Source organism: Pseudoflavonifractor hominis (assembly GCF_014288125.1).
Taxonomy (GTDB): Bacteria; Bacillota; Clostridia; order Oscillospirales; family Oscillospiraceae; genus Pseudoflavonifractor_A; species Pseudoflavonifractor_A gallinarum.
The window spans coordinates 376,738-398,235 of the sequence record NZ_JACOPR010000002.1; the positions used below are offsets into that span (position 1 = coordinate 376,738).

The 21,498-nt window shown below is 63.8% G+C and carries 21 protein-coding genes and 1 other annotated feature; of the genes, 8 read left to right on the forward strand and 13 right to left on the reverse strand.

Features of this window, described 5'->3' with window-relative positions; translation table 11 throughout:
- Positions 1-313: 313 nt before the first annotated feature.
- Positions 314-445, reverse strand: a complete 132-nt coding sequence (locus tag H8S34_RS15325) for a hypothetical protein (protein WP_279287835.1) — start codon at positions 443-445, stop codon at positions 314-316.
- A 189-nt stretch (positions 446-634) separates the two neighbouring features.
- On the opposite strand from H8S34_RS15325, the gene H8S34_RS04565 reads away from it, so the two are divergent.
- Complete coding sequence (locus H8S34_RS04565) at positions 635-814, forward strand: hypothetical protein (protein WP_186963164.1); 180 nt, start codon at positions 635-637, stop codon at positions 812-814.
- Between the two features lie 65 nt (positions 815-879).
- Here H8S34_RS04565 and ileS read toward each other — a convergent pair whose 3' ends face one another.
- The 11 genes from ileS to H8S34_RS04620 all read right to left on the reverse strand — a co-directional run bounded on the left by ileS (position 880) and on the right by H8S34_RS04620 (position 13,958).
- On the reverse strand, positions 880-3,675 hold the full coding sequence (gene ileS / locus H8S34_RS04570; RefSeq protein ID WP_186963165.1) for an isoleucine--tRNA ligase: 2,796 nt from the start codon (positions 3,673-3,675) through the stop codon (positions 880-882).
- Positions 3,676-3,766: 91 nt separating this feature from the next.
- Positions 3,767-4,012, reverse strand: a binding site (T-box leader).
- 52 nt (positions 4,013-4,064) lie between these two features.
- Positions 4,065-4,829 (reverse strand): DivIVA domain-containing protein, encoded by a 765-nt coding sequence (locus tag H8S34_RS04575; protein ID WP_101692441.1) that lies wholly within the window; start codon positions 4,827-4,829, stop codon positions 4,065-4,067.
- Between the two features lie 72 nt (positions 4,830-4,901).
- Entirely contained in the window at positions 4,902-5,375 is a 474-nt protein-coding gene (locus tag H8S34_RS04580; protein ID WP_101692442.1) for a cell division protein SepF, read from the reverse strand.
- A gap of 83 nt (positions 5,376-5,458) precedes the next feature.
- A complete protein-coding gene (locus H8S34_RS04585) occupies positions 5,459-6,169 on the reverse strand; it encodes a YggS family pyridoxal phosphate-dependent enzyme (protein WP_186963166.1) in 711 nt (236 codons plus the stop codon).
- A gap of 35 nt (positions 6,170-6,204) precedes the next feature.
- On the reverse strand, positions 6,205-7,497 hold the full coding sequence (locus tag H8S34_RS04590) for a biotin/lipoyl attachment domain-containing protein (RefSeq protein ID WP_186963167.1): 1,293 nt from the start codon (positions 7,495-7,497) through the stop codon (positions 6,205-6,207).
- A gap of 44 nt (positions 7,498-7,541) precedes the next feature.
- Entirely contained in the window at positions 7,542-7,793 is a 252-nt protein-coding gene (gene hfq / locus H8S34_RS04595; RefSeq protein ID WP_186963168.1) for an RNA chaperone Hfq, read from the reverse strand.
- A gap of 129 nt (positions 7,794-7,922) precedes the next feature.
- Entirely contained in the window at positions 7,923-9,974 is a 2,052-nt protein-coding gene (gene mutL / locus H8S34_RS04600; protein WP_186963169.1) for a DNA mismatch repair endonuclease MutL, read from the reverse strand.
- Between the two features lie 46 nt (positions 9,975-10,020).
- Positions 10,021-10,719, reverse strand: coding sequence for a CPBP family intramembrane glutamic endopeptidase (locus H8S34_RS04605; RefSeq protein ID WP_186963170.1), 699 nt, complete (start codon positions 10,717-10,719; stop codon positions 10,021-10,023).
- A gap of 38 nt (positions 10,720-10,757) precedes the next feature.
- Positions 10,758-13,355: a DNA mismatch repair protein MutS gene (mutS, locus tag H8S34_RS04610; RefSeq protein ID WP_186963171.1), complete on the reverse strand. Its 2,598-nt coding sequence runs from the start codon at positions 13,353-13,355 to the stop codon at positions 10,758-10,760.
- Between the two features lie 149 nt (positions 13,356-13,504).
- The gene (locus H8S34_RS04615; protein WP_186963172.1) at positions 13,505-13,714 is read right to left on the reverse strand and encodes a helix-turn-helix domain-containing protein; all 210 of its coding nucleotides are present in this window, start codon (positions 13,712-13,714) and stop codon (positions 13,505-13,507) included.
- 34 nt (positions 13,715-13,748) lie between these two features.
- Positions 13,749-13,958 carry a helix-turn-helix domain-containing protein gene (locus H8S34_RS04620; protein WP_186963173.1) on the reverse strand — a complete coding sequence of 70 codons (210 nt, stop codon included), beginning with the start codon at positions 13,956-13,958 and terminating at the stop codon, positions 13,749-13,751.
- 91 nt (positions 13,959-14,049) lie between these two features.
- On the opposite strand from H8S34_RS04620, the gene H8S34_RS15330 reads away from it, so the two are divergent.
- Entirely contained in the window at positions 14,050-14,316 is a 267-nt protein-coding gene (locus H8S34_RS15330; RefSeq protein ID WP_186963174.1) for a hypothetical protein, read from the forward strand.
- On the opposite strand, the gene miaB is transcribed toward H8S34_RS15330, so the two are convergent.
- The gene (miaB, locus tag H8S34_RS04630; RefSeq protein WP_243207910.1) at positions 14,296-15,699 is read right to left on the reverse strand and encodes a tRNA (N6-isopentenyl adenosine(37)-C2)-methylthiotransferase MiaB; all 1,404 of its coding nucleotides are present in this window, start codon (positions 15,697-15,699) and stop codon (positions 14,296-14,298) included. The genes H8S34_RS15330 and miaB overlap by 21 nt on opposite strands.
- A gap of 190 nt (positions 15,700-15,889) precedes the next feature.
- Between miaB and H8S34_RS04635 the strand changes: the two genes are divergently transcribed.
- The 6 genes from H8S34_RS04635 to H8S34_RS04660 are packed head-to-tail and all read left to right on the forward strand — an operon-like array spanning position 15,890 to position 21,443.
- Positions 15,890-16,957: an alanine racemase gene (locus H8S34_RS04635; protein ID WP_186963175.1), complete on the forward strand. Its 1,068-nt coding sequence runs from the start codon at positions 15,890-15,892 to the stop codon at positions 16,955-16,957.
- Positions 16,958-16,987: 30 nt separating this feature from the next.
- Entirely contained in the window at positions 16,988-17,431 is a 444-nt protein-coding gene (gene dtd, locus H8S34_RS04640; protein WP_101692490.1) for a D-aminoacyl-tRNA deacylase, read from the forward strand.
- Between the two features lie 26 nt (positions 17,432-17,457).
- A complete protein-coding gene (locus H8S34_RS04645; RefSeq protein ID WP_186963176.1) occupies positions 17,458-18,069 on the forward strand; it encodes an MBL fold metallo-hydrolase in 612 nt (203 codons plus the stop codon).
- 39 nt (positions 18,070-18,108) lie between these two features.
- Positions 18,109-19,605: a coproporphyrinogen dehydrogenase HemZ gene (gene hemZ / locus H8S34_RS04650; RefSeq protein WP_101692492.1), complete on the forward strand. Its 1,497-nt coding sequence runs from the start codon at positions 18,109-18,111 to the stop codon at positions 19,603-19,605.
- Between the two features lie 21 nt (positions 19,606-19,626).
- Positions 19,627-20,574, forward strand: a complete 948-nt coding sequence (locus tag H8S34_RS04655; RefSeq protein WP_186963177.1) for a uridine kinase family protein — start codon at positions 19,627-19,629, stop codon at positions 20,572-20,574.
- Between the two features lie 44 nt (positions 20,575-20,618).
- Entirely contained in the window at positions 20,619-21,443 is an 825-nt protein-coding gene (locus H8S34_RS04660; protein WP_101692494.1) for an Mrp/NBP35 family ATP-binding protein, read from the forward strand.
- The last annotated feature ends 55 nt before the right edge of the window (positions 21,444-21,498 follow it).

Genomic DNA, 21,498 nt, shown 5'->3' on the forward strand with positions numbered 1-21,498 from the left:
TATGAGGTACCCGGTGAGCTTGTCAATAAACGGAAGCACTCTCTCCCGACGGCAGTCGAAGCCGGGGGCTTCCGCAAGCACCAGACCAAAACCTCTCTTCAGCGGCGGAAATCTTCCCCCGATATGGGTACGCACCTTTGCTGACGCGGTTCCCTCTGTTCCGCCGGGGGTGCACTGAGGGGGAGGTCCGGAGGGGGAAGCGTCCTCGTTCCCCCTCCGGCGTTTTCTTTCCCTCCTCTTTCTTTTCGAAAAGAAAGAGGAGTTCCCGCCGAACAGGCGCGCCCGTCCGGCGAGGACACCGGCAAAAGGCCGATTATTCCTCCGGCTTCACGGGGATCTTGCCGTGCTCCTTCTCGTACTGCTCCAGATAGGTCTCCACCGCCAGGCAGAGCTGCATATTGATGGAGCGCTTGTCCCGTTTGGCTAAAACTTTAATTTTTTCCATATGCTCTTTTTCCAAGCGCAACGGATACGGATTGGCCTGTACAGACATCGTCGTCACTCCTAATGACTCTAATAGATGCTATTATCATACCCGCTCTACTTTTTTACAACAATAGTTCTAATAGATACAAATAGATATTGACTATATCTATCTAAATGATATTATATAGATACAAAGGAGGTGACACCTATGTCTAATTCCAAAAAAGACCAGTGCATTTCCGTCCAGGTCCCCCCGGAACTCAAGGCCAAAGCCCGCGCCCTGTCCAAGCAGACCAACCGCTCCCTGTCCCGCTATGTCCGCCTGGTGCTGCGCAGCCATATCCGGGAGTATGAATTGCTCTACGGCCCTGTCTCTACCGATCCGTGATAAAAGCCCGCTCCCGGAAGGTTCCGGGAGCGGGCTTTTTATAAAATCGGATTTTAAGGGGGAAATTAACCCTCCACCACGGCGGCGCAGCGGTCGCACAGCTCGGCGTGGTGACCCTCAGTCCCGATGGAATCGCAGTGGTTCCAGCAGCGGGGGCACTTGGGGGCCTCAGAGAGCTTCACGGCGATGGTGCAGGGGATGAGGGACTCCTCGTTCCGCTCGCCCTCCACCGCCTCGGTGGTGACAGTGACCTTGGACACGATGCACAGGCTGGCCAGGTCCACGCCGGCCAGGAAAGCGGCGTCCGCCTCAGACACGGAGAGGGTGATCTCGGTGTCCTGGGCCTTCTTAAACACGCCGGCATTGCGGGCGTTCTCCAGGGCCTTGTTCACCGCGTCGCGCAGGCTGACCAGCTTCTCCCAGCGGGCCTTGGCGGCCTCGTCCAGGGCATAGGCGGCGTTGTCGCCGGGCATCTCGTTGAAGAGAACGCTCTCGCCGTCCACGTCCTTGGCGTGCTTCATGGCGTGCCAGATCTCGTCGGAGGTGAAGGCCAGGATGGGGGCGATGAGCCGGGTCATGCCGTCCAGGATGCTGTACAGGGCGGTCTGGGCGGAGCGGCGCTCGGCCTCATTGCCGCAGTAGAGGCGGTCCTTGATGATGTCCAGATAGAAGTTGGACATATCCACCACGCAGAAGTTGTAGACGGCGCGGTAGACAGCGTGGAACTCATAGCGGTCGTAGGCGGCGCGCACGGTCTTGACCAGCTCGTTGAAGCGGTACAGCGCGTAGCGGTCCAGCTCCATCAGGTTCTCCACGGCCACGGCGTCGGTGTCGGGCTCGAAGTCGCAGAGGTTGCCCAGCATGTAGCGGGCGGTGTTGCGGATCTTCAGGTAGGCCTGGGAGAGCTGCTTCATGATGTCCTTGGAGATGCGCATGTCCTGGGTGTAGTCGGCGCTGGCCACCCACAGGCGGAGCATGTCCGCACCGTAGTCCTTGATGACCTCCTCGGGGGCCACGGCGTTGCCCAGGGACTTGTGCATGGCTCTGCCCTCGCCGTCCACGGTCCAGCCGTGGGTGATGATCTGCTTGTAGGGAGCCACGCCCTTGGCGGCGATGGAGGTCAGCATGGAGGACTGGAACCAGCCGCGGTACTGATCGCCGCCCTCCAGGTAGACGTCGGCGGGGAAGTGGAGGTAGGGGCGCTCATCCAGCACGGCGGCGTGGGTGGAGCCGGAGTCGAACCACACGTCCATGATGTCGCTCTCCTTGGAGAAATGGGTCTTGCCGCACTTGGGGCAGACAAATCCCTCGGGCACCAGCTCGTCGGCGGTCTTGTCAAACCAGATGTTGGAGCCGTGCTCCCGGAAGAGAGCGGAGATGTGGGCGATGGTCTCAGAGGTGACGATGTCGGCGCCGCACTCATCGCAGTAGAAGATGGGGATGGGCACGCCCCACACGCGCTGGCGGCTGATGCACCAGTCGTTGCGCTCGGTGATCATGCTGGTCATGCGGTCCTTGCCCCAGTCAGGCTTCCACTGGATGGAGTCGCAGGCCTGGACGGCGGCGTCCTTGATGGCGTCCACGGAACAGAACCACTGCTCGGTAGCACGGTAGATGATGGGGTTCTTGCAGCGCCAGCAGTGGGGATAGGAGTGGGTGATGTTCTCCTTGGCGACCAGGAAGCCCTCCTTCTCCAGGTCCTCCACCACCATGTCGTTGCCCTTGGCGTAGAACTGGCCGTTGTAGCGCTCGTCGGTCATGACGCCCTTGGCGTTGACGGGAACGGGCACGCCGATGTGGGTGAGGCCGGCCTTGTCGTACTGCTGGCAGATCTGGAAGTCCTCGGCGCCGAAGCCGGGGGCGGTGTGGACGCAGCCGGAGCCGGCGTCCAGGGTGACGTGCTCGCCGTTAAGGATGACGCTCTCCCGGTCGAAGAGGGGATGCTTGGCGGTCATCAGCTCAAACTCGCTGCCCTTCAGAGTCGCCAGGACCTGGCAGGCCTCAAAGTCGATGTGGGCGGCCTTGCAGACGCTCTCGGCCAGATCCTTGGCCAGGACGTACACGTCCCCGCCCGGCACCTGGAGGAGGACATAGTCAAACTCGGCATTCAGGCAGATGGCGAAGTTGCCGGGGATGGTCCAGGGGGTGGTGGTCCAGATCACGAAGTAGACCTTGGAGAGGTCGGCGTACTGGCCCAGCTTGCCCTTGTCGTCCTGGACGGGGAATTTTACGAAGATGGTGGTACAGGGATCGTCGGCGTACTCGATCTCGGCCTCGGCCAGAGCGGTCTGGTCGGCAGGGCACCAGTAGACCGGCTTCATGCCCTTGTAGATGTAGCCCTTCTCGGCCATCTTACCGAAGATCTCCACCTGCTTGGCCTCAAACTCGGGCTTGAGGGTCAGGTAGGGATTCTCCCACTCGCCCAGCACGCCCAGGCGCTTGAACTGCTCCCGCTGCTTGTCCACGAAGTCCAGGGCGTACTCCTTGCACTTCTCCCGGAACTCGGAGGTGGTGAGCTCATCCCGCTTGATCTTCTTGCTCTTGAGGATGGCAGACTCGATGGGCAGGCCGTGGGTGTCCCAGCCGGGCACATAGGGGGCGCAGTAGCCGGTCATGTTGCGGTGCTTAACAATGATGTCCTTGAGGATCTTGTTGAGCGCGGTGCCGATGTGGATGTTGCCGTTGGCGTAGGGAGGGCCATCGTGAAGCACGAAGGTGGGCTTGCCCTCGTTCTTCTTCATCAGCTTGTGGTAGAGGTCGTGGTCATACATCTCCTGGAGCATGTCCGGCTCCCGCTTGGGCAGGCCCGCCCGCATGGGGAAGTCGGTCTGGGGCAGGTGAACGGTCTGGTTGTAATCCATGGGTTGGTTCTCCTTTTATACTCAGATTTGATTGGTCAGTTCTCTCCCGGGCGGTCCGCAGACAGCAAAAAACGCCTTTGTCTCCTGAACTTCAAGAGACAAAGGCGTTTTGAACCTCTGCGGTACCACTCTTCTTGCCGCGCAATGCGGCCCCTCGGTCCCACGGGCGCAATACCCCCATGGGCGGGCGGATAACGGCCGCCGGCCGTCCCCGCTTACTGTCCTTCAGCGGGCCGCTCCGAGGTGATCTTCCCGCCGTATCGCTCTCCGCCTTGCACCAAACGGCGGCTCTCTGGGCAGCAAATACGGCGCTACTGGTCCTCATCTGCGCGTTTTTCCTATAAAGCGTTACTATCTTATCCGCTTTTCCCGGTTCTGTCAAGAGGGGCTCACTTGATTTCGTAGTCCTTGCCGAACTGGAGATTGGAAAAGTCGATGCGCCGGGTGGGGGCGGTGTCGTCCTCCTCGCTCTCGCTGGGGGCGGGCGCGGGGGTCTCGATGGGCTGACGGATGGGGCGCTTGTGGCGCTCCCCCTCGGCGGGGTTCATGTTCAGCTCCATGAGCTCGGCGTACAGGCCGCCGTCCTGCTTGTCCTCCACAGGCACCTCGATGGTGATCTTCTCCTCCTCGCGGACGGACTCCTCCACCGCGTGCTCGATGGCCTGGGCGGTCTCGCTCACCGGGTCGGCCTTGGGCGCGGCGACCGTGAGCTTGCTCAGTCCGTTGAGGTAGTCCATCTCGTGCTGGTAGAGCTCCTTGAGCTTGCCCACATACTCGGCAGTGGCCTGGCGGGCGGCGCTCAGCCGGGCCTCCTCATTGGCCAGCTCCTGCTGGAGCTGGATGCGGCGGACCTTGGCGTCGGCCTCCACATTCTGGAGCAGCTCGTTCTTCTTGGCCTCGGCCTCGGCCACCATCTCATCGGCCATCCGCTGGGCGGTGAGCAGGGCCTTGCGCATGGCGTCCTCGGTGGAGCGGTATTCCTCCACCTTTTCCACCAGGACCTTCATCTTGCTCTTGAGCACGGCGTTTTCCTTATAGAGCGCGGTATAGTCCTCGGTGAGCACGTCCAGGAACTCGTCCACCATGGCCATGTTGTAACCTCCGAACGAAGCCTTGGCAAAGGCGTGCTCGGAGACTTCCTGAGGCGTCATCATAATTCCAATACCCCATTTCTCTTATTGCTTCTCTACATGTTCCGGGGCTGCCCCCGGCGGCCTGCTCTCCGCTTAGAAGTAGAGGCCGTTGTTTTCCAGCTCGTCGATCAGATCGCCCAAAATGTCCACATTGTACGGGGTGATGATGTAGGTGGACAGGGCGACCTTCTTGATCTTGCCCTCGTTGGCGTAGGCCACGCCGGAGAGGAAGTCCAGCAGGCGCCGGGCAATCTCCTTGTTGGTCTGCTCCAGATTGAGCACCACCGTGCGCTTCTCCCGCAGGTGGTCGGCGATCTCGGCGGCATTCTCAAACCGGTCGGGCTTGACCAGCACCACCTGGAGCTGGGTGGTGGTGTGGATGTTGACCACCTTGTTGCTGCGCCGCTCGGGCTCCAGGTTGAACGAGGCGCTCTCCTTCTTGGGGGCGGACTTGCGCTCGCTGAAGTCGTTCCGGCTGGTATCTTCAAAGTCGTCCTCGTAGCCGTCCATGTCCTCTTCATCCTCATAGGGACGGGCCAGACGCTTCAAATCATCGATAAATCCCATGTTTGTTCCCTCCTGCATGGCAATACGTTGGGGCTATCCGGACCGCGGACCGGTCCGGCAGGAGGCCTGTGCCTCCATCCGGTTTACCCGGGCTGTCCCATGGGCGGCCGGGGCCCGAAGAGGGCCGTCCCCACCCGGACCAGCGTGGCGCCTTCCCGCACCGCGTCCTCATAGTCGCGGCTCATACCCATGGAAAGGCAGTCGATAACAGATTTATTATCGTCCATTTTTTCCTTTATGTCAACAAAAAGCTGGCGCATTTGGGCAAAAAACGGGCGGTTTTCCCCCTCATTCTGTGCCACAGGCGGAATGGCCATCAGCCCACGCAGGCGCACATGGGGCAGCTCGGCCGCCCGGGCGGCCAGCGCGGGCAGCTCTGCCACACTCACGCCGCTCTTGCTCTCCTCGCCGCCCACGTTGACCTCCAGCAAAATATCCTGCACCACGCCCACCTTGGCGGCCTGCTGCTCGATGGCCTCCAGCAGACGCTGGGAGCCCACCGACTCGATGAGGTCCACACGGCCCACCACAAACTTGACCTTGTTGGTCTGGAGATGGCCGATGAAGTGGAGCTTGGCCCCCTCATAGGCGTTGTCAGCCAGGTGGGCGGTCATCTCCTGCACCCGGTTCTCTCCGCACACCTTCACGCCGGCGGCGATGGCCTCCCGGATGGTCTCGGAGGTCTGGACCTTGGTGGCAGCCACCAGGGTGATCTCACTCAGGTCCCGCCCCACCTCTCGGGCCGCGGCGGCAATGTTCTCCTCTACCTGCCGGATCTTTTCTGCCAATGACATCACAAGCACCTCTGTTTCTCTCTGGTTTGAACGGATCAGCGCACTACTTTTCCGTCAAACAGGTCTTTTCCTGTCACAATGATCTCATCTCCGGAGCGCAGGGCCTTCTTATCGGTCCCCGGTACGCCGGTGGTCACCGGCGTCACCACGCAGTAGCCCTCCCGCTGGTCCACCACGGTCACTTCCTTGAACTCGGCCTGTACGCCGACGATGGCATAGACGCCGGTGACCTGGCGCACTGTGGTCTCTCCGGTCTCCTCATTGGTCTCGCTGCGCTCCTCCGTACGGATGGCCTGAGTGGGCACCCGGATGCCGCTCTTGCTGCGGAACACCAGGTCCACCGTCTGCTTGCGCAGCAGGGTAGTGTCCGCCAGGAAGCGGTCGGTGGAGAGGATCACGGTCATCCGTCCGCCCTGGGGCGGACCGAGGCGCTCCACCTCCATGTCCACCGAGCCCGACCAGTCCCGGGAAAAGCGGACGGTGATGTCCTTCCCCTCGGTCAGGTTGGCGGCCTCCTCCTCCGAGAGGGCGCAGACAAAATACCAGGTGGAGCTGGTGATAAGCTTTCCCACCGCAGTGGTGTCCTGCTGGGGCATCTGGGCGCTCAGCTTGTCCAGATCTGCAGGAGTCAGGTTTTCCAGTCCGTCCGGGGTCAGGAGGGTCTCAAAGCCGTCCACCATGCCGGAGAAGGTCCCCGACTGGCTGACCGTGACGCGGGTGGTGTCCTGACTGGACTGGGACTGAAGGGCGCTGATCTGGGCATTGAGCTCCTGGATGCGGTTTTGCATCTCGGCTACGGTGGTGCCCCCCTCTTCCTCCGTGCCGAAGGCGTCGGCCCGCTGGTAGATCAGGCTCTTGAGCTCCAGCGTCTGGTCCTCCAGGCGGGTAAAGTCCTCGGAGGCCACCGAGGAGCGCAGGGTGGTGATGGCATCGATGATCTCCCCGCTCAGCCGGGCGTTGTCCCCGGCGTCGGCGCTCTGGGTCAGGGCATACTGGAGCTGATCCCGCTCATTTTCCAGGGCCAGCAGGGTATTGCGCCGCTCGGCAGCCTCGGCGCTGCCGTAGAGCACCGCCACAGTCTGCCCCCGTGCCACCTTTTCTCCCTCGTTGAAGAGCTGGTCCACCACGGCTCCGTTCCCCTGGATGACCTGCTCCTCCCGCACCAGGAAGCCGGTAGCCTCCATGGCGTCGTCCACCGTGCAGGCATAGGCCGTGGCAGTGGTAAAGGGGTCGTTCATGCTGTCCCAGACATATACGCCCAGGTAGATAAGCAGGGCCGCAAAGAGCACCAGCATCAGGATTCGGTTGAGGAGGGGTCCCTGTTTCATGTCGTTCCTTTCTTCCCGCGCCGGAAGCCCGCCCGCTCAGGATCTTATCCCTCCGGCTCCTCCGCGGAGAGGGGCGTGGGGCGCAGATCCACCGGACGTTCCGGGATAATGGTGGAAATGGCGTGTTTATAGATGATCTGCTGCTTGCCCTCGCTGTGGACCACCACCACAAAGGCGTCAAACCCGGCGATCTGTCCCCGGATCTGATAGCCGTTCATGAGGAATACCGTCACATTGGCGCAGGTGCTCCGGGCCCGGAGCAGAAACAGTTCCTGAAGATTGTTGGTCTTTTGCATTACAGTGCACTCCTTTTCTATCTAGGGCCTGTCCTAAGACGGCCGTCGGAATGCCACTATAATACCCAATTATTGGAAGTCTCGCCTGCGAAATCGGTCGACCGGGGGAGATTTTTTGTTCCCGGTCCCTCAGGCCCGCTTAAACTGTTTTTCCAGCTGGCCCCGGGTGAGCTCAATGGCCACCGGGCGCCCGTGGGGGCAGTATTTCACCGCTCCGCTCAGGACAGCTTTGGCCACCCGCTCCAGCTCGTGGGGATCGTTCTTCTGCCCGCCCTTGATGGCGGCCTTGCAGGCCATGGTGTGCATCACGCCGTCCCGAGCGGCGGCCGGGTCGGCCCGCCCGGTGGAAAGCAGCCTGCCCGCCAGCTCGGAGAGGGTGGATTCAATGTCTCCGGCGTCCACATAGTCGGGACACTGGCGCACGATGAGCCCGCCGCCGCCGAAATCCTCCACCTCAAAGCCGAAGTCGGCCAGGAGCTGCTGGTTCTGGAGCAGCACCGCGCCCTCCTCGGCAGGGGGCGTAAAGACCACCGGCGTCAGCAGCATCTGGCACATGGGCGTATAGCCCGCCGCCTTGAGCCGGTCAAAGTGCATCCGCTCATGGGCGGCGTGTTTGTCGATGAGCAGCACCCGCTCCCCCTGTTCCACGATGATATAGGTGTGGAAGATCTCCCCGGCCAGCCGCCAGGGCTCCGGCTCGGGCTCCTCCGCCACAGGGGGGAGGACCTCCGGCGCGGCGGGCGCAGTTTCGGCTTTGGCCTCCGGCTCCGGATGGGTCGGAGCCGGGGAAACCGGCCGCTCATTCATAGGGGCGGATTCCTCCTGCTCCGGGACCACAGGCGCCGGGCGGGGGCTGGGGGCCGCAGGGACGGTGCGCGCCTCCGGTTCTGTCCGGACCACGGGGGCGGATGCCGGTTTCGCCGGGGTGCTGACCGGGGCCGGGGCGGCCGGGGTGCGGGGCGCCGTGTAATCGTGCAGGGGCAGACGCTCCCCCGGCAGGGGGGCGGTGCGGATCCGCTCCAGGGCCGAGAGACCCGGCCGGACCGGGTGCCGGCGCTCCGGAGCGCCCTCCGCCACGCCCTGGCTCGTCAGGGCGCGATACTGCTGGGCCGTCATGGTCTGGAACTTGGTCTGGTTGGGGGTGACGCTGTCGTGGGCCCGGGGCCGCTCCAGCACGGCGGTGGGGCGGGTCTGATCCTGCTCCAAGGCGGCCCGCACGGCGTAGTACACCGCGTCAAAGACCTTGCGCTCGCTGCCGAACTTGACCTCCTGCTTGGTGGGATGGACATTCACGTCCACCGCGTTCAGCTTGGTGGTCAGGTGGAGGACACACCCCGGGAACTTGCCCACCATCTTCTGGTTGGCATAGGCCTCCTCCAGGGCGGCCATCATGGTGCGGGACTTCACATAGCGTCCGTTGACAAAGAAGTGCTGGTATCCCCGGGTGCCCCGGCAGCAGGTGGGGAGGGAGGTGAAGCCGTTCACCGTCATCTCCTCCCCAGAGCCGGTGACGCTCCGCAGGCCCAGGGCCATCTCCCGTCCCAGGACGGCATAGACCGCGCTCTTGAGCTGCCCGTCGCCGGGGGTGAGGAGCTCCTGCCGGCCGTCCCGCAGGAAGCGGATGCTCACCTCCGGGTGGGAGAGGGCCTGCCGCTGCACGGCGGCAAAGACGGCCGCCCCCTCCGCCGAGTCCTTCTTCATAAATTTCAGACGGGCGGGGGTGTTGTAGAAAAGGTCGCGCACCACCATCGTGGTGCCCTGGGGACAGCCGGCCTCCTCCCGAGAGACCACCACGCCCCCTTCCAGTTCTACGGAAACCCCTACGCTCTCATCCGCCGTCCGGGTGAGCAGGTCCACCCGGGAGACCGCCGCGATGGCAGCCAGCGCCTCCCCCCGGAAACCCAGGGTGCCGATGGCCTCCAGGTCGTATTCACTCCGGATCTTGCTAGTGGCATGGCGCAGGAAAGCGGTCTCGGCCTCCTCCGCGGCGATGCCGCAGCCGTTGTCCGTCACCCGGATGAGGGTCATGCCGCCGTGCTGAATCTCCACCGTGACGGCAGTGGCACCGGCGTCAATGGCGTTTTCCACCAGTTCCTTGACCACCGAGGCCGGCCGCTCCACCACCTCGCCGGCGGCGATGAGGTCGGCCACATGGGGGTCCAGAGGTTGGATATGAGGCATAGGGATTCACCAGACTTTCTGAATGAGAGATAAGGCGGACAGGTGCTCAGCCCGCCACGATGCGCAGCAGGGTCAGTCCGTTGATGGCCATGTGCAGCAGCACCGCGCTCCACAGGGAGCCGCCCCGCTCATAGCACCAGGCCAGAAGGACTCCCGCCGGCAGGTACTGCACCGCCAGGAGCAGATAGCGCATGTCCATCCTTCCGTAAGAGAACACAAACTGCCACACGCAGTACAGGGCGAAGAGTCCCATCGAGAGCAGGTAGGCCGCTCCCCGGCTGTACCGCCGGACGCCCCCGAAGAGCAGTCCCCGGAAGAGCAGCTCCTCCACGATGGGCATGAGGACCACCACGATCATTCCGGTGGCGCCGGGGGAGAGGAGATACTCCAGGGCATAGCCGCTCTCGTTTGGGTTGCGCACGGGCAGGGGGATCTGCCGGACCAGAACATCCAGCGCGATCCAGGCCACCAGAGCGGCGGCTATGGACTTCAGATTCTTGCCCGGACAGGAGAACAGACGGTCCAGGTTCCGCTTCCACAGGCCGGAAAAGAGTACAAAGCCCAGCAGCACGGAAATGAGATAGTAGACCACGTTGGACTCCGCCACCGGGAGCTCCTCCCAGGCATTGCGCTGCACCCAGGCCATGAGGAAGGGGAAGAGGGCCACATAGAGGACCGACAGCGCCCCGCCCCGGAGCCATTCCCCCGGGCTGAGCTTCTCCTGCCAGATGGGGATTGGATTCATCTGTCATCCCTCCTTTTGCCGGGACCGCCCTCCGGCGGTCAGAGTTTCTGCTTGAGTTCGTAGATCAGATTCATGGCCTCGATGGGGGTGAGGGTGTTCACATCCACCCGGCGCAGCCGCTCGGCCACCTCCCCGGCCCCCAGGTCCAGGAGGCTCATCTGGCTCTCCCCGGACGGAGCCGGTGCGGCGGGGGCAGACACGCCGCCCTGTTCCAGCTCGCTGAGGATCTCCCGGGCCCGGCGGATGACCCGGTCGGGGACACCCGCCAGCTTGGCCACCTCGATGCCATAGCTCTGGTCAGCGCCGCCCCGCACGATCTTGCGCAGGAAGAGGATATCTTCCTTCTTCTTTTTGGCGGCGATGTTATAGTTCTTCACCCCGGGGATCTGCCCCTCCAGCACCGTAATCTCGTGGTAGTGGGTGGCAAAGAGGGTCTTGGCCCCCAGCCGCTTGCGGTCGGCGCAGTACTCCAGCACCGCCCGGGCGATGGACATGCCGTCATAGGTGCTGGTGCCCCGGCCGATCTCGTCCAGAATGAGAAGGCTCTTGCTGGTGGCGTTTTTCAGGAGCTCGGCCACCTCGCTCATCTCCACCATGAAGGTGGACTGGCCCGCGCTCAGATCGTCGCTGGCCCCGATGCGGGTAAAGACCCGGTCCACGATGCCGATGCGGGCGTACCGGGCGGGTACGAAGGAGCCCATCTGGGCCATGAGCACGATGAGGGCCACCTGGCGCATGTAGGTGGATTTGCCCGCCATGTTGGGGCCGGTCAGGATGGCCACCGTGTTCTCGCCGGCGTCCATCCGGGTATCGTTGGGGACGAAGAGTCCCCCCTTGAGCATCTGCTCCACCACCGGATGGCGTCCCTCGGTAATTTCAATCACGTCGGAGAGGTCCACATCCGGCCGGCAATAGCCACGGTCGGCGGCCACGGCCGCAAAGGAGGTGAGCACATCCACCTGGGCCACGGCGGCGGCCGAGCGCTGAATGTCTCCCACCCGCCGGGCGGTCTCCTCCCGGATGGCACAGAAGAGCTCGTACTCCAGGGCGGTGATCCGGTCCTGGGCCGTGAGGATGGAGTGCTCCAGATCCTTGAGTTCCTGCGTGATGTACCGCTCGCAGTTGACCAGGGTCTGCTTGCGGATATAGGTCTCGGGCACCTGATCGTAGTAGGACTTGGAGACCTCGATATAGTAGCCGAACACCTTGTTGTAGCCCACCTTCAGGCTCTTGATGCCGGTGCGCTCCTTCTCCCGGGCCTCCACGGCGGCCACCATGTCCTTGCCGTGGACCAGGATGTCCCGCAGGCGGTCCACCTCCGGGTCATAGCCGTCCCGGATGAAGCCGCCCTCCCGGACCGAGAAGGGGGGATCGTCCTGGATGCCCCGGCCGATGAGCTCCCGCAGATCGGAGAGATCGTCCAGCTCCTCCCGCAGGGACTGGAGCAGGGGAGAGGACAGCCCCTCCAGCAGCTCCCGCAGATGGGGGAGCCTGCCCAGGCCGCCCGAGAGGGCCACCAGATCCCGTCCGCCGGCGGTGCCGTAGACGATGCGCCCGATGAGCCGCTCCAGATCGGTGATCTCCCGCAGGCAGAGGATGATCTCCTCCCGGGCAATGGGGTCGTTCACCAGGACCTCCACCGCGCCCAGGCGACGGTGGATGGCGGCGGGAGAGAGGAGGGGCCGCTCCATCCACGTGCGGATGAGGCGGCGGCCCATGGCGGTGCGGGTCTTGTCCAGCACCCAGAGGAGGGAGCCCTTCTTCTCCTTGGCCCGCAGGGTCTCGGTGAGCTCCAGGTTCCGCCGGGCGGTAAGATCCAGCTCCATGAACTGCCCGGAGGTGAAGTAGGTGAGGGTGGAGAGGTGGGAGAGGTCGGTCTTCTGGGTCTCATAGAGGTAGGAGAGCAATCCTCCCACCGCCTGGACCGCGTGGCTGTCCCCCTCAGGCAGGGCGCTCACCCCGCTCTGGAACTGCTTTTTCACGGCGGCCCCCGCCGTTTCGGGGCGGTAGCGCTCCTCCCCACCGTTCTCACAGCGGCACTCCAGCTTGTCCCGCAGGAAGGCCCCCAGGGCCTCGTTCCGGCTGGCCCCCTCGGAGAGGAGGGCCTCCCGGGGGGAGAAGCGGCCCAGCTCGTTCTGAAGGTGCTCCAGGGCGTCCCCGCCGTGGAAGGAGGTCACTGAAATCTCTCCGGTGGAGATGTCACAGAAGCACAGCCCGGCCCCCCGCTCGTCCAAATAGATGGAACAGATGAAGTTGTTGCGCCCCTCGTCCAGCATGGAGGAGGCGATGACCGTGCCCGGGGTGATGATGCGGATGATGTCCCGGTCCACCAGCCCCTTGGCGGTGGCCGGGTCCTCCATCTGCTCACAGATGGCCACCTTGTACCCCTTGGCGATGAGCCGGGCGATGTAGGCGTCCGCGCTGTGGTAGGGCACGCCGCACATGGGGGTGCGCTCTCCCTCCGGCTTGCTCCGGTCCCGGCTGGTGAGGGTCAGCTCCAGCTCCTTCGACACCAGCTTGGCGTCCTCATTGAACATCTCATAGAAGTCCCCCAGACGGAAAAAGAGGATACAGTCCGGGTGGTCCTCCTTCATGGCGATGTACTGGCGCATCATGGGGGTGGTGTCTGCTGGCATGGTCAAGGCTCCTTTTCTTCTGTGGTGTATCCCGGGTCGGGGATGCAAGGGGGGAGTCCAGAGGGGGTATCCCTCTCTGGGCTTTCTTTCCCACCGCTTTCTTTGCAAAGAAAGCGGTGCGCCCGCCGCGCAGGCGCGTTCTCAAAATCTTACGGCTCGTCCCGCAGGCCCAGCAAATAATCAGCGCTGACCCCAAAATACCGGGCCATACGGACAATAGTAGAGGCAGTCGGTTCCCGCTCGCCATACTCATACCGGCAATAGGCGCTGATAGACAGACCAAGTGCCTGTGCCGCTTCTGTCTGTTTTAAGCAGTGTTGTTTTCGCAGGGTCAAAAGCCGTTGCGCTAACATCTTCATGAAATCACACCAATATTCCTGACGGTTTCACTCATTACGGCTCGTCCCGCAGGCCCAGCAGATAATCGGCGCTGACCTCAAAATACTGGGCCATACGGATGATCGTAGAAGCCGTAGGTTCCCGCTCGCCATATTCGTAGCGCTTATAGGCACTGTACGACAATTCCAGAATGTCTGCAAGTTCGTCTTGCTTTTTCTGGTGGAGCAGCCGCAGCTCCTTCAAACGTTCTGACAATACACTCATGCCGTGTTTCCTCTTGACAGCTCCATTTGGAGCTGATATGATTAAAACATCTCCAAACGGAGCTGTTATCTTAGGATGGGGGAATCCAACGATGCCCGACTTACTGGAATATCTCAGTCCCTATATTCAGGAGCAGGCGCAGCGGTTCCTCACGGACCCGGAGTACGAGCAGAACCGCGCCTACCGGGACTTTCACCTGGACTGGCTGCGCGCCCACCTGGGGCCGGAGGCCCTTGGCCATCTGGAGGACTTCTGCGGCCTCCAGGCCCTGGCCGGGGAGGCCAAACAGCATGCGCTCCTCCGCGCCGCCCTGGCCGCAGGAGTTCGTCTGGGGAGCTTAGGCCAGCTCGCCGAATAGGGACCACTTGTTGGCCCCGGTGATGGCCACGTCCACAAAGCTTCCGATGAGGGACTCCTCCCCGGTGAGGCGGACCAGCCGGTTGCCCGGGGTGCGGGCGGTGAGGCCCTTCTCGTCCTTCCCGTCCACCAGACAGCGGACGGTCTTGCCGATATAGGCCGCGTGCTTCTCCTCAGAGATCTGATCCTGCCGGTCCACCAGGCGCTGGAAGTTCCGGAGCTTCTCCTCCCGGGACATGGGGTCGGGCATGCTGGCCGCAGGGGTACCCACCCGGGGGGAGTAGATAAAGGTGAAGAGGGCGTCAAAGCGGACCTCCTCAATGAGGCTCAGGGTCTCCTCGAACTCCTCGGTGGTCTCCCCGGGGAAGCCCACAATCACGTCAGAGGTGATGACCACATCGGGGATCTGCTCCCGCAGGCGGCGGACCTTATCCAGGTATCCCGCCCGGTCGTACACTCGGTTCATGGCCTTGAGGATGCGGTCGCTTCCGGCCTGGAAGGGGAGGTGGAAGCAGGGGGCGATTTTCTCGGAGGAGGCCATGGTCTCAAAGAGCTTCTGAGAGGCGTCCTTGGGATGGCTGGTCATAAAGCGCAGCAGGAAGTCGCCGGGGATCCCGGCGGCTTCTTTCAGCAAATCGGCAAAGTCCATGGGCTCGTCCAGGTCTTTGCCGTAGGAGTTGACGTTCTGGCCCAGCAGAGTGATGTCCTTGTAGCCCTCGGCCACCAGGCCCCGGATCTCCTCCAGAATGACCTGGGGACGGCGGCTGCGCTCCCGGCCCCGGACATAGGGGACGATGCAGTAGGTGCAGAAGTTGTTGCACCCGTACATGATGGAGACCCAGGCTTTCACGCCGCCCTGACGCACCACCGGGATGCCCTCGGCGATGGAACCGGCCTCGTCGGTGTGCTCAAAGACCCGCTTGCCGGTGGCCCGGAAGCGCCACAGCAGCTCCGGGAAGCGCCACAGGGCGTGGGGTCCAAAGAGGAGGTCCACCTGGCGGTAGGACTCCCGCACCTTTTTGGCCACATGCTCCTCCTGGGCCATGCAGCCGCACAGGCAGATGATCTGGTTGGGGTTGGCCCGCTTGGTGTGGGTGAGGGCCCCCACGTTGCCCAGCACGCGCTGCTCGGCGTGCTCCCGGATGGCGCAGGTGTTCACCAGCACCAGGTCGGCCTTGTGCTCGTCATCGGTAAAGCCGTAGCCCATCTCGCTCAGGTAGCCCCGCAGACGCTCGGAGTCGGCCTCGTTCTGCTGGCAGCCATAGGTGTCCACCATGGCCAGAGGGGTGTGGTCCATCTGGGCATTCATGGCGTGGATCTTCATGCAGTAGTCCATCTGCACCGCGATCTGCTCGGCGGTGATCTGTGTCGTCTCTCGCTTCAAGTCGGTTCCTCCGCTTTCTGTTTGTCCAAAGGGTATTATCAAGAAATTGTACCACTTTTCCGGGCAAAACACAAGGTTTCCCTCCCGCTTCCGCCCTGCTTTTCATTGACGATAGATGGGGGAGGCGTTATAATGAAAGTTAACCTGTCCCCTGCGGGGGAACATGACCGAGACAAGCGAGGCGAGGGCTGTGAAAACACTGGTTTTGGAGAAAAAAGCCCTGAAACACAATATTGCCGTGGTGAAAGAGCGGGCGGGCAGCGCCGCCATCTACGGGGTCCTCACGGGGGACGGCGGCGGCGCGGGTACCGCGGAGCTGGCCCGCTTTCTCCGGGAGGAGGGCGTCCGCCGCTTTGCCGTGTCCGAGCCAGAGGAGGCCGAGGCCGTGCGCAAGGCCGGTCTGGTGGATGAGGAGATCCTCATGCTCCGCGCCACCACCGACCGGGAGGAGCTGGACCGCCTGCTGGACCTGAATGTGGTGTGCACCGTGGGCTCGATGGACACCGGCCTCGCCCTCAACAGCGCGGCGGAGGCCCGCTCCACCGTGGCCGAGGCCCACATCCAGGTGGATACCGGCCTGGGCTTCGGCGGCTTCCTGGCCGGGGAGCCGGAGAAGATCGTAAACATCTACCGGAATCTGCCCAACGTGGCCCTCTCGGGCATTTATACCCAGGTCCACTCCATCCACGCCGACGGGCACAACGCCGCCGAGCAGCTCAAGCAGTTCCACCGGGTGGTGGAGGCGGTACACCAGGCCGGCTTTGAGACCGGGATCGTCCACGCCGCCGGCTCCTACGCCCTGATGCATTACGATTTTGCCCGGATGGACGCGGTGCGGGCCGGGTCGGTCCTGCTGGGCCGCTGCCGCCGCCGGCGGGGAGACGGCCTGCTCCGGGTGGGCTACGGCGAGGCCGGCATTGAGGAGACTCGCTGGGTCCCCAAGGACTACACCGTGGGCAACGAGTCCACCGTCCGTCTCCACCGCCCCACCCGGATCGCCGTGATCCCGGTGGGCCATCAGAACGGCTTCGGGGTCTCCCGGGGGCGGGATGCAGGACTCCTGGCCACCCTGCGCCGCTGGTGGCGGGCCCGCCACATCACCGTGCGGGTCAACGGGCAGAAGGCCCGAGTCCTGGGCCGCATCGGCGCCATCGAGACCCTGGTGGACGTGACCGACCTCAAGTGCTCGGCCGGCGATCTGGTCTACTTTGACATTGACCCCATGTATGCCCGGGGCATGAAGCGAGAATACCGGTAGCTTTATACGATACAGATAAAGGATGATAGTATGCGCGCAGTTGTGACACGAGTGAAAAACGCCTCCGTCGAGATCGACGGCCGGGTCAACGGCTCCATCGATCAGGGTTTCCTGGTCCTGCTGGGTGTGGGCCCCAACGACACGGAGGCCCAGGCCGCTAAGATGGCCGATAAGGTCTGCGGCCTGCGGGTCTTTGAGGACGAGAACGGCAAGATGAACCGCAATCTGGAGGCGGTGGGGGGAAGCCTTCTGGTGGTCTCCCAGTTTACCCTCTACGCTGACACCAAGAGCCGCCGGCCCGGCTTCACTGGGGCCGCCAAGCCCGACATCGCCGTCCCTCTCTACGAGAAGTTCATGGCCGAGTGCGAAGGCAGAGGGTTTCACGTGGAACATGGCGAATTCGGCGCGGATATGCAAGTGTTCTCTCAGAACGACGGCCCCGTCACTATTCTCTTTGACACCGACCACATGTAATACGATCTCTGACTGAGGTGATTTCCATGGTAATCAAGACCATTTTGCTCCCCGCCGTGTCCACCAACTGCTATCTGGTGGCCGATGAGGCCAGCAAGCGCTGCGCCATCGTCGATCCCGGCGATCCCGATCCCCGCATCCTGTCCACCGTCCGTGCAGAGGGGTGGCAGGTACAGTGCATCCTCCTGACCCACGCCCACTATGACCACACCATGGGTGTGCCCGCCCTGCGGCAGGAGCTGCCCGGCGTGCCCGTCTACGTCCACCCCGGCGACGCGGAGATGCCCAAGCCCTTTTTCCGCATCGAGGAGATGGGGGGGCTGACCTTCTACCAGGACGGAGACCACGTGCAGGTGGGCGGGGTGGACCTGGAGGTCCTCCACACCCCCGGCCACACCCAGGGCTCGGTGGTCCTGCGGGCGGGGGATACCCTGCTCACCGGCGACACCCTCTTCAAGGGCTCCATGGGCCGTACCGACCTGCCCGGGGGAAGCTATGACGCGATGCGCGCCTCCCTCCGCCGCCTAGGCGGACTGGAGGGGGACCTGACCGTCCTGCCCGGCCACATGGACCCCTCCACGCTGGACCATGAGCGCAAATACAACTACTATCTGAAGGAGGCGATGAAGGAAGACTGACTCTGTTTCCCGGGAAACAAAGTCCCTTCCGTCCCTCATATGCATCTGACCTTACAAGGACATGACTACCGATATGCCGCCGAGCAGATGATGCTCACCCTCTTTCCGGAGGAGCGGCCCGACTATACCCCCGCCCCCGAGGGGGCAAACGCAGTTCTCCTCACCCTTACCCCTCAGGGGGACACCCTGCACGCCCGGGCCGTCCTGCGCTGGCAGGGGAAGGAGACCGTGGGGGAGGACTCCGCCCCGGTCCCCGGTGGGGAAGATCCCCTGGTCCGGGACCGGGTGTGCCAGCGTATCCTGAAGCTGGCCTTCTACCGGGCCGGGGTGACCGTCCTGGGCCACGAGCCCCCCTGGGGGGCCCTCACCGGCGTGCGCCCGGTCAAGATCCCCACCCGCGCCATGGAGCGGGGAGCCACACCCCAGGAGGCCGAGCGTGAGCTGCGGGAGACCTACCGGGTCTCCCCGGGCCGGGCCGCCCTGGCCCTGGACTGCGCCCAGGCCAGCCTGCGGGCCAAGCAGAGCTTGCGGGAGGACGAGGTCTCCCTCTACATCGGCATTCCCTTCTGTCCCACCCGGTGCGCCTACTGCTCCTTTGTCTCGGCCGACGTGGGCCGGACCCTCAAGCTCCTCTCGCCCTTTCTGGAGGTCCTCCTCCAGGAGGTGGACGCCACGGCGGAGGAACTGCGCCGGGCCGGGTACGCCGTGCGCTCCCTCTACGTGGGGGGCGGCACCCCCACCACCCTGAGCGCCCCTCAGCTGGATCTGCTGCTGGGCCGGGTGGAGGAGCGCTTTGACCTCTCCCGCTGTACGGAATACACGGTGGAGGCGGGGCGGCCCGACACCATCACCGCGGAAAAGCTCGCCGTCCTGCGCCGCCGGGGGGTACAGCGGGTGTCGGTCAATCCCCAGACCATGCAGGACGCCGTCCTCGCCGCTATGGGGCGGGCCCACACCGCCGCCGACATCCTGCGCTCCTTTGAGCTGGTGCGCGCCTCGGGCATCCCCTGCGTGAACATGGATCTTATCGCCGGGCTGCCCCAGGACACGCCGGAGGGCTTCCGCGCCTCCCTGGACCAGGTCCTGGCGCTGGATCCGGAGAATGTGACCGTCCACACTCTGGCCCTCAAGAAGGGCTCCCGCCTGATGGGGGACGGCACGGAGGAGAGCCCCGTTCTCCCCACGGCGGAGGATGTGGACGCCATGCTCTCCTACGCGTGGAAGACCCTGCGCGCCCATGGGCAGGTGCCCTACTATCTCTACCGGCAGAAATACATGTCCGGCTCCTTTGAAAATGTGGGCTGGGCCAAGCCGGGCTGGGAAAGTCTCTACAATATCTGCATGATGGAGGAGCTCCACACCATACTATCTCTTGGAGGGGGCGGCGTGACCAAGCTGGTCCACCCCCGCACCGGGCGCATCGAGCGCATCGCCAATCCGAAATATCCCCACGAGTACGTGGACAGTCTGGAAAAGCTTCTGCGCGGCAAACATCAGGCCGCCGACTTCCTGCTCCAACTGCGTCAGGGGGAGTGATCCCCCCGGAAAGGAGGCTTTATGGCCTATTCCCTCACGGAGATTCGGACGCGCACCCGACACGATCCCGCCGCCTTTCTGGCCGAGTGTGACGAGGCCTACCAGGAACGCATCCGCCATGCGGCCGACGTCATCGTCCAGCGCATGGAGAAGAGCCCCATCGTGCTCCTCTCCGGCCCGTCGGGCTCCGGCAAGACCACCTCCGCCCTCAAGCTGGAGGAGGAGCTGGAGCGCCGGGGTGTGAACACCCACACGGTCTCGCTGGACAATTACTTTCATCCCCCCAGCCATCCCGCCGCGCCCCGCACCCCGGAGGGGGGCATCGACTTTGAATCCCCCCAGCTGCTGGACATGGCCCTGCTGGACGAGACCTTCACCCGCCTCTCCCGGGGGGAAGAGGTCACCATCCCCCGGTTTGAGTTCTCCCGCCAGATGCGCAACGACGCCAAGGGCTGGCCCCTCCACCTCCGGGACAACGAGGTGGCCATCTTTGAGGGCATCCACGCGTTGAACGACGACATCGCCGGGCGCCACCCGGAGGCCACCGCCCTCTATGTCTCAGCCCGCTCCAACGTGCTGGAGGACGGGGCGGTCCGCTTCAAGGGCACCTGGATGCGCATTACCCGCCGGGCCGTGCGGGACTGCAACTTCCGGGGCACCGACCTCACCGACACCCTGTCCATGTGGCACAACGTCCGCCGGGGAGAGAAGCGGTATATTTCCCCCTACAAGGGCCGGGCCCACATCGTGGTGGACTCCTCACTGCCCTATGAGGCGGCGGTCTTCGCCAATTACGCCGCCCCGCTGGCCCAGGCTCTGGAGAGTCTGCCCCCCAGCAATCCCCGCTGGAAGGAGCTCCACGACCTGCTGGATGCTTTCCGGTGGTTTGAGCCCATCGACCCTGCGCTGGTCCCGCCCAGCTCCCTCATCCGGGAGTTTATCGGCGGCGGGACCTACCGATACAAGTGATCCCCATTTACCTGGAGAAATACAAGAAAGAAGGAACATGACCCATGTCTGAATGCACCCACAACTGCTCCTCCTGCGGCGAGAGCTGCTCGGAGCGCACCAGCCCCCAGAGCTTTCAGGTCCCGTCCCATGAGCTCTCCCACGTCAAGAAGGTCATTGCCGTGGTCAGCGGAAAGGGCGGCGTCGGCAAGAGCCTGGTGACCTCCTCTCTGGCCTGCGCCATGGCCGGCCTGGGCAAGAAGGTCGGCATCCTGGACGCCGACATCACCGGCCCCTCCATCCCCAAGGCCTTCGGCATCCACACCCGGGCCGCGGGCAGCGAGCTGGGCATCTACCCCGAGACCTCCAAGGGCGGGGTGGAGGTGATGAGCCTCAACCTCCTCACCGAGAATGAGACCGACCCCGTCATCTGGCGCGGCCCGGTCATTGCCGGCACTGTCAAGCAGTTCTGGACCGACGTCATCTGGGGCGAGCTGGACTATCTCTTCGTGGATATGCCTCCCGGAACCGGTGACGTGCCCCTGACTGTGTTCCAGTCCCTGCCCGTGGACGGGATCATCATGGTCACCTCTCCCCAGGATCTGGTGAGCATGATCGTCACCAAGGCCGTCAAGATGGCCGAGATGATGCACATTCCCGTGCTGGGCCTGGTGGAGAACTACAGCTACTTCCAGTGCCCCGACTGCGGCAAGCAGCACGCCATCTTCGGCGAGAGCCACATCGACGCCGTGGCCACTGAGCACGGCCTGAAGGTGCTGGCCCGTCTGCCCATCGATCCCAAGCTGGCCGCCGCCTGCGACCAGGGCGAGATTGAGTCCTTCCAGCCCAACTACCTCTCCGAGGTGGCCGGGATGCTCACCCAGATGTAAAAGCCCCTCTTTTTCAAGAAAAGCCGCGGCCCGCGATCGTATGATCGCGGGCCGC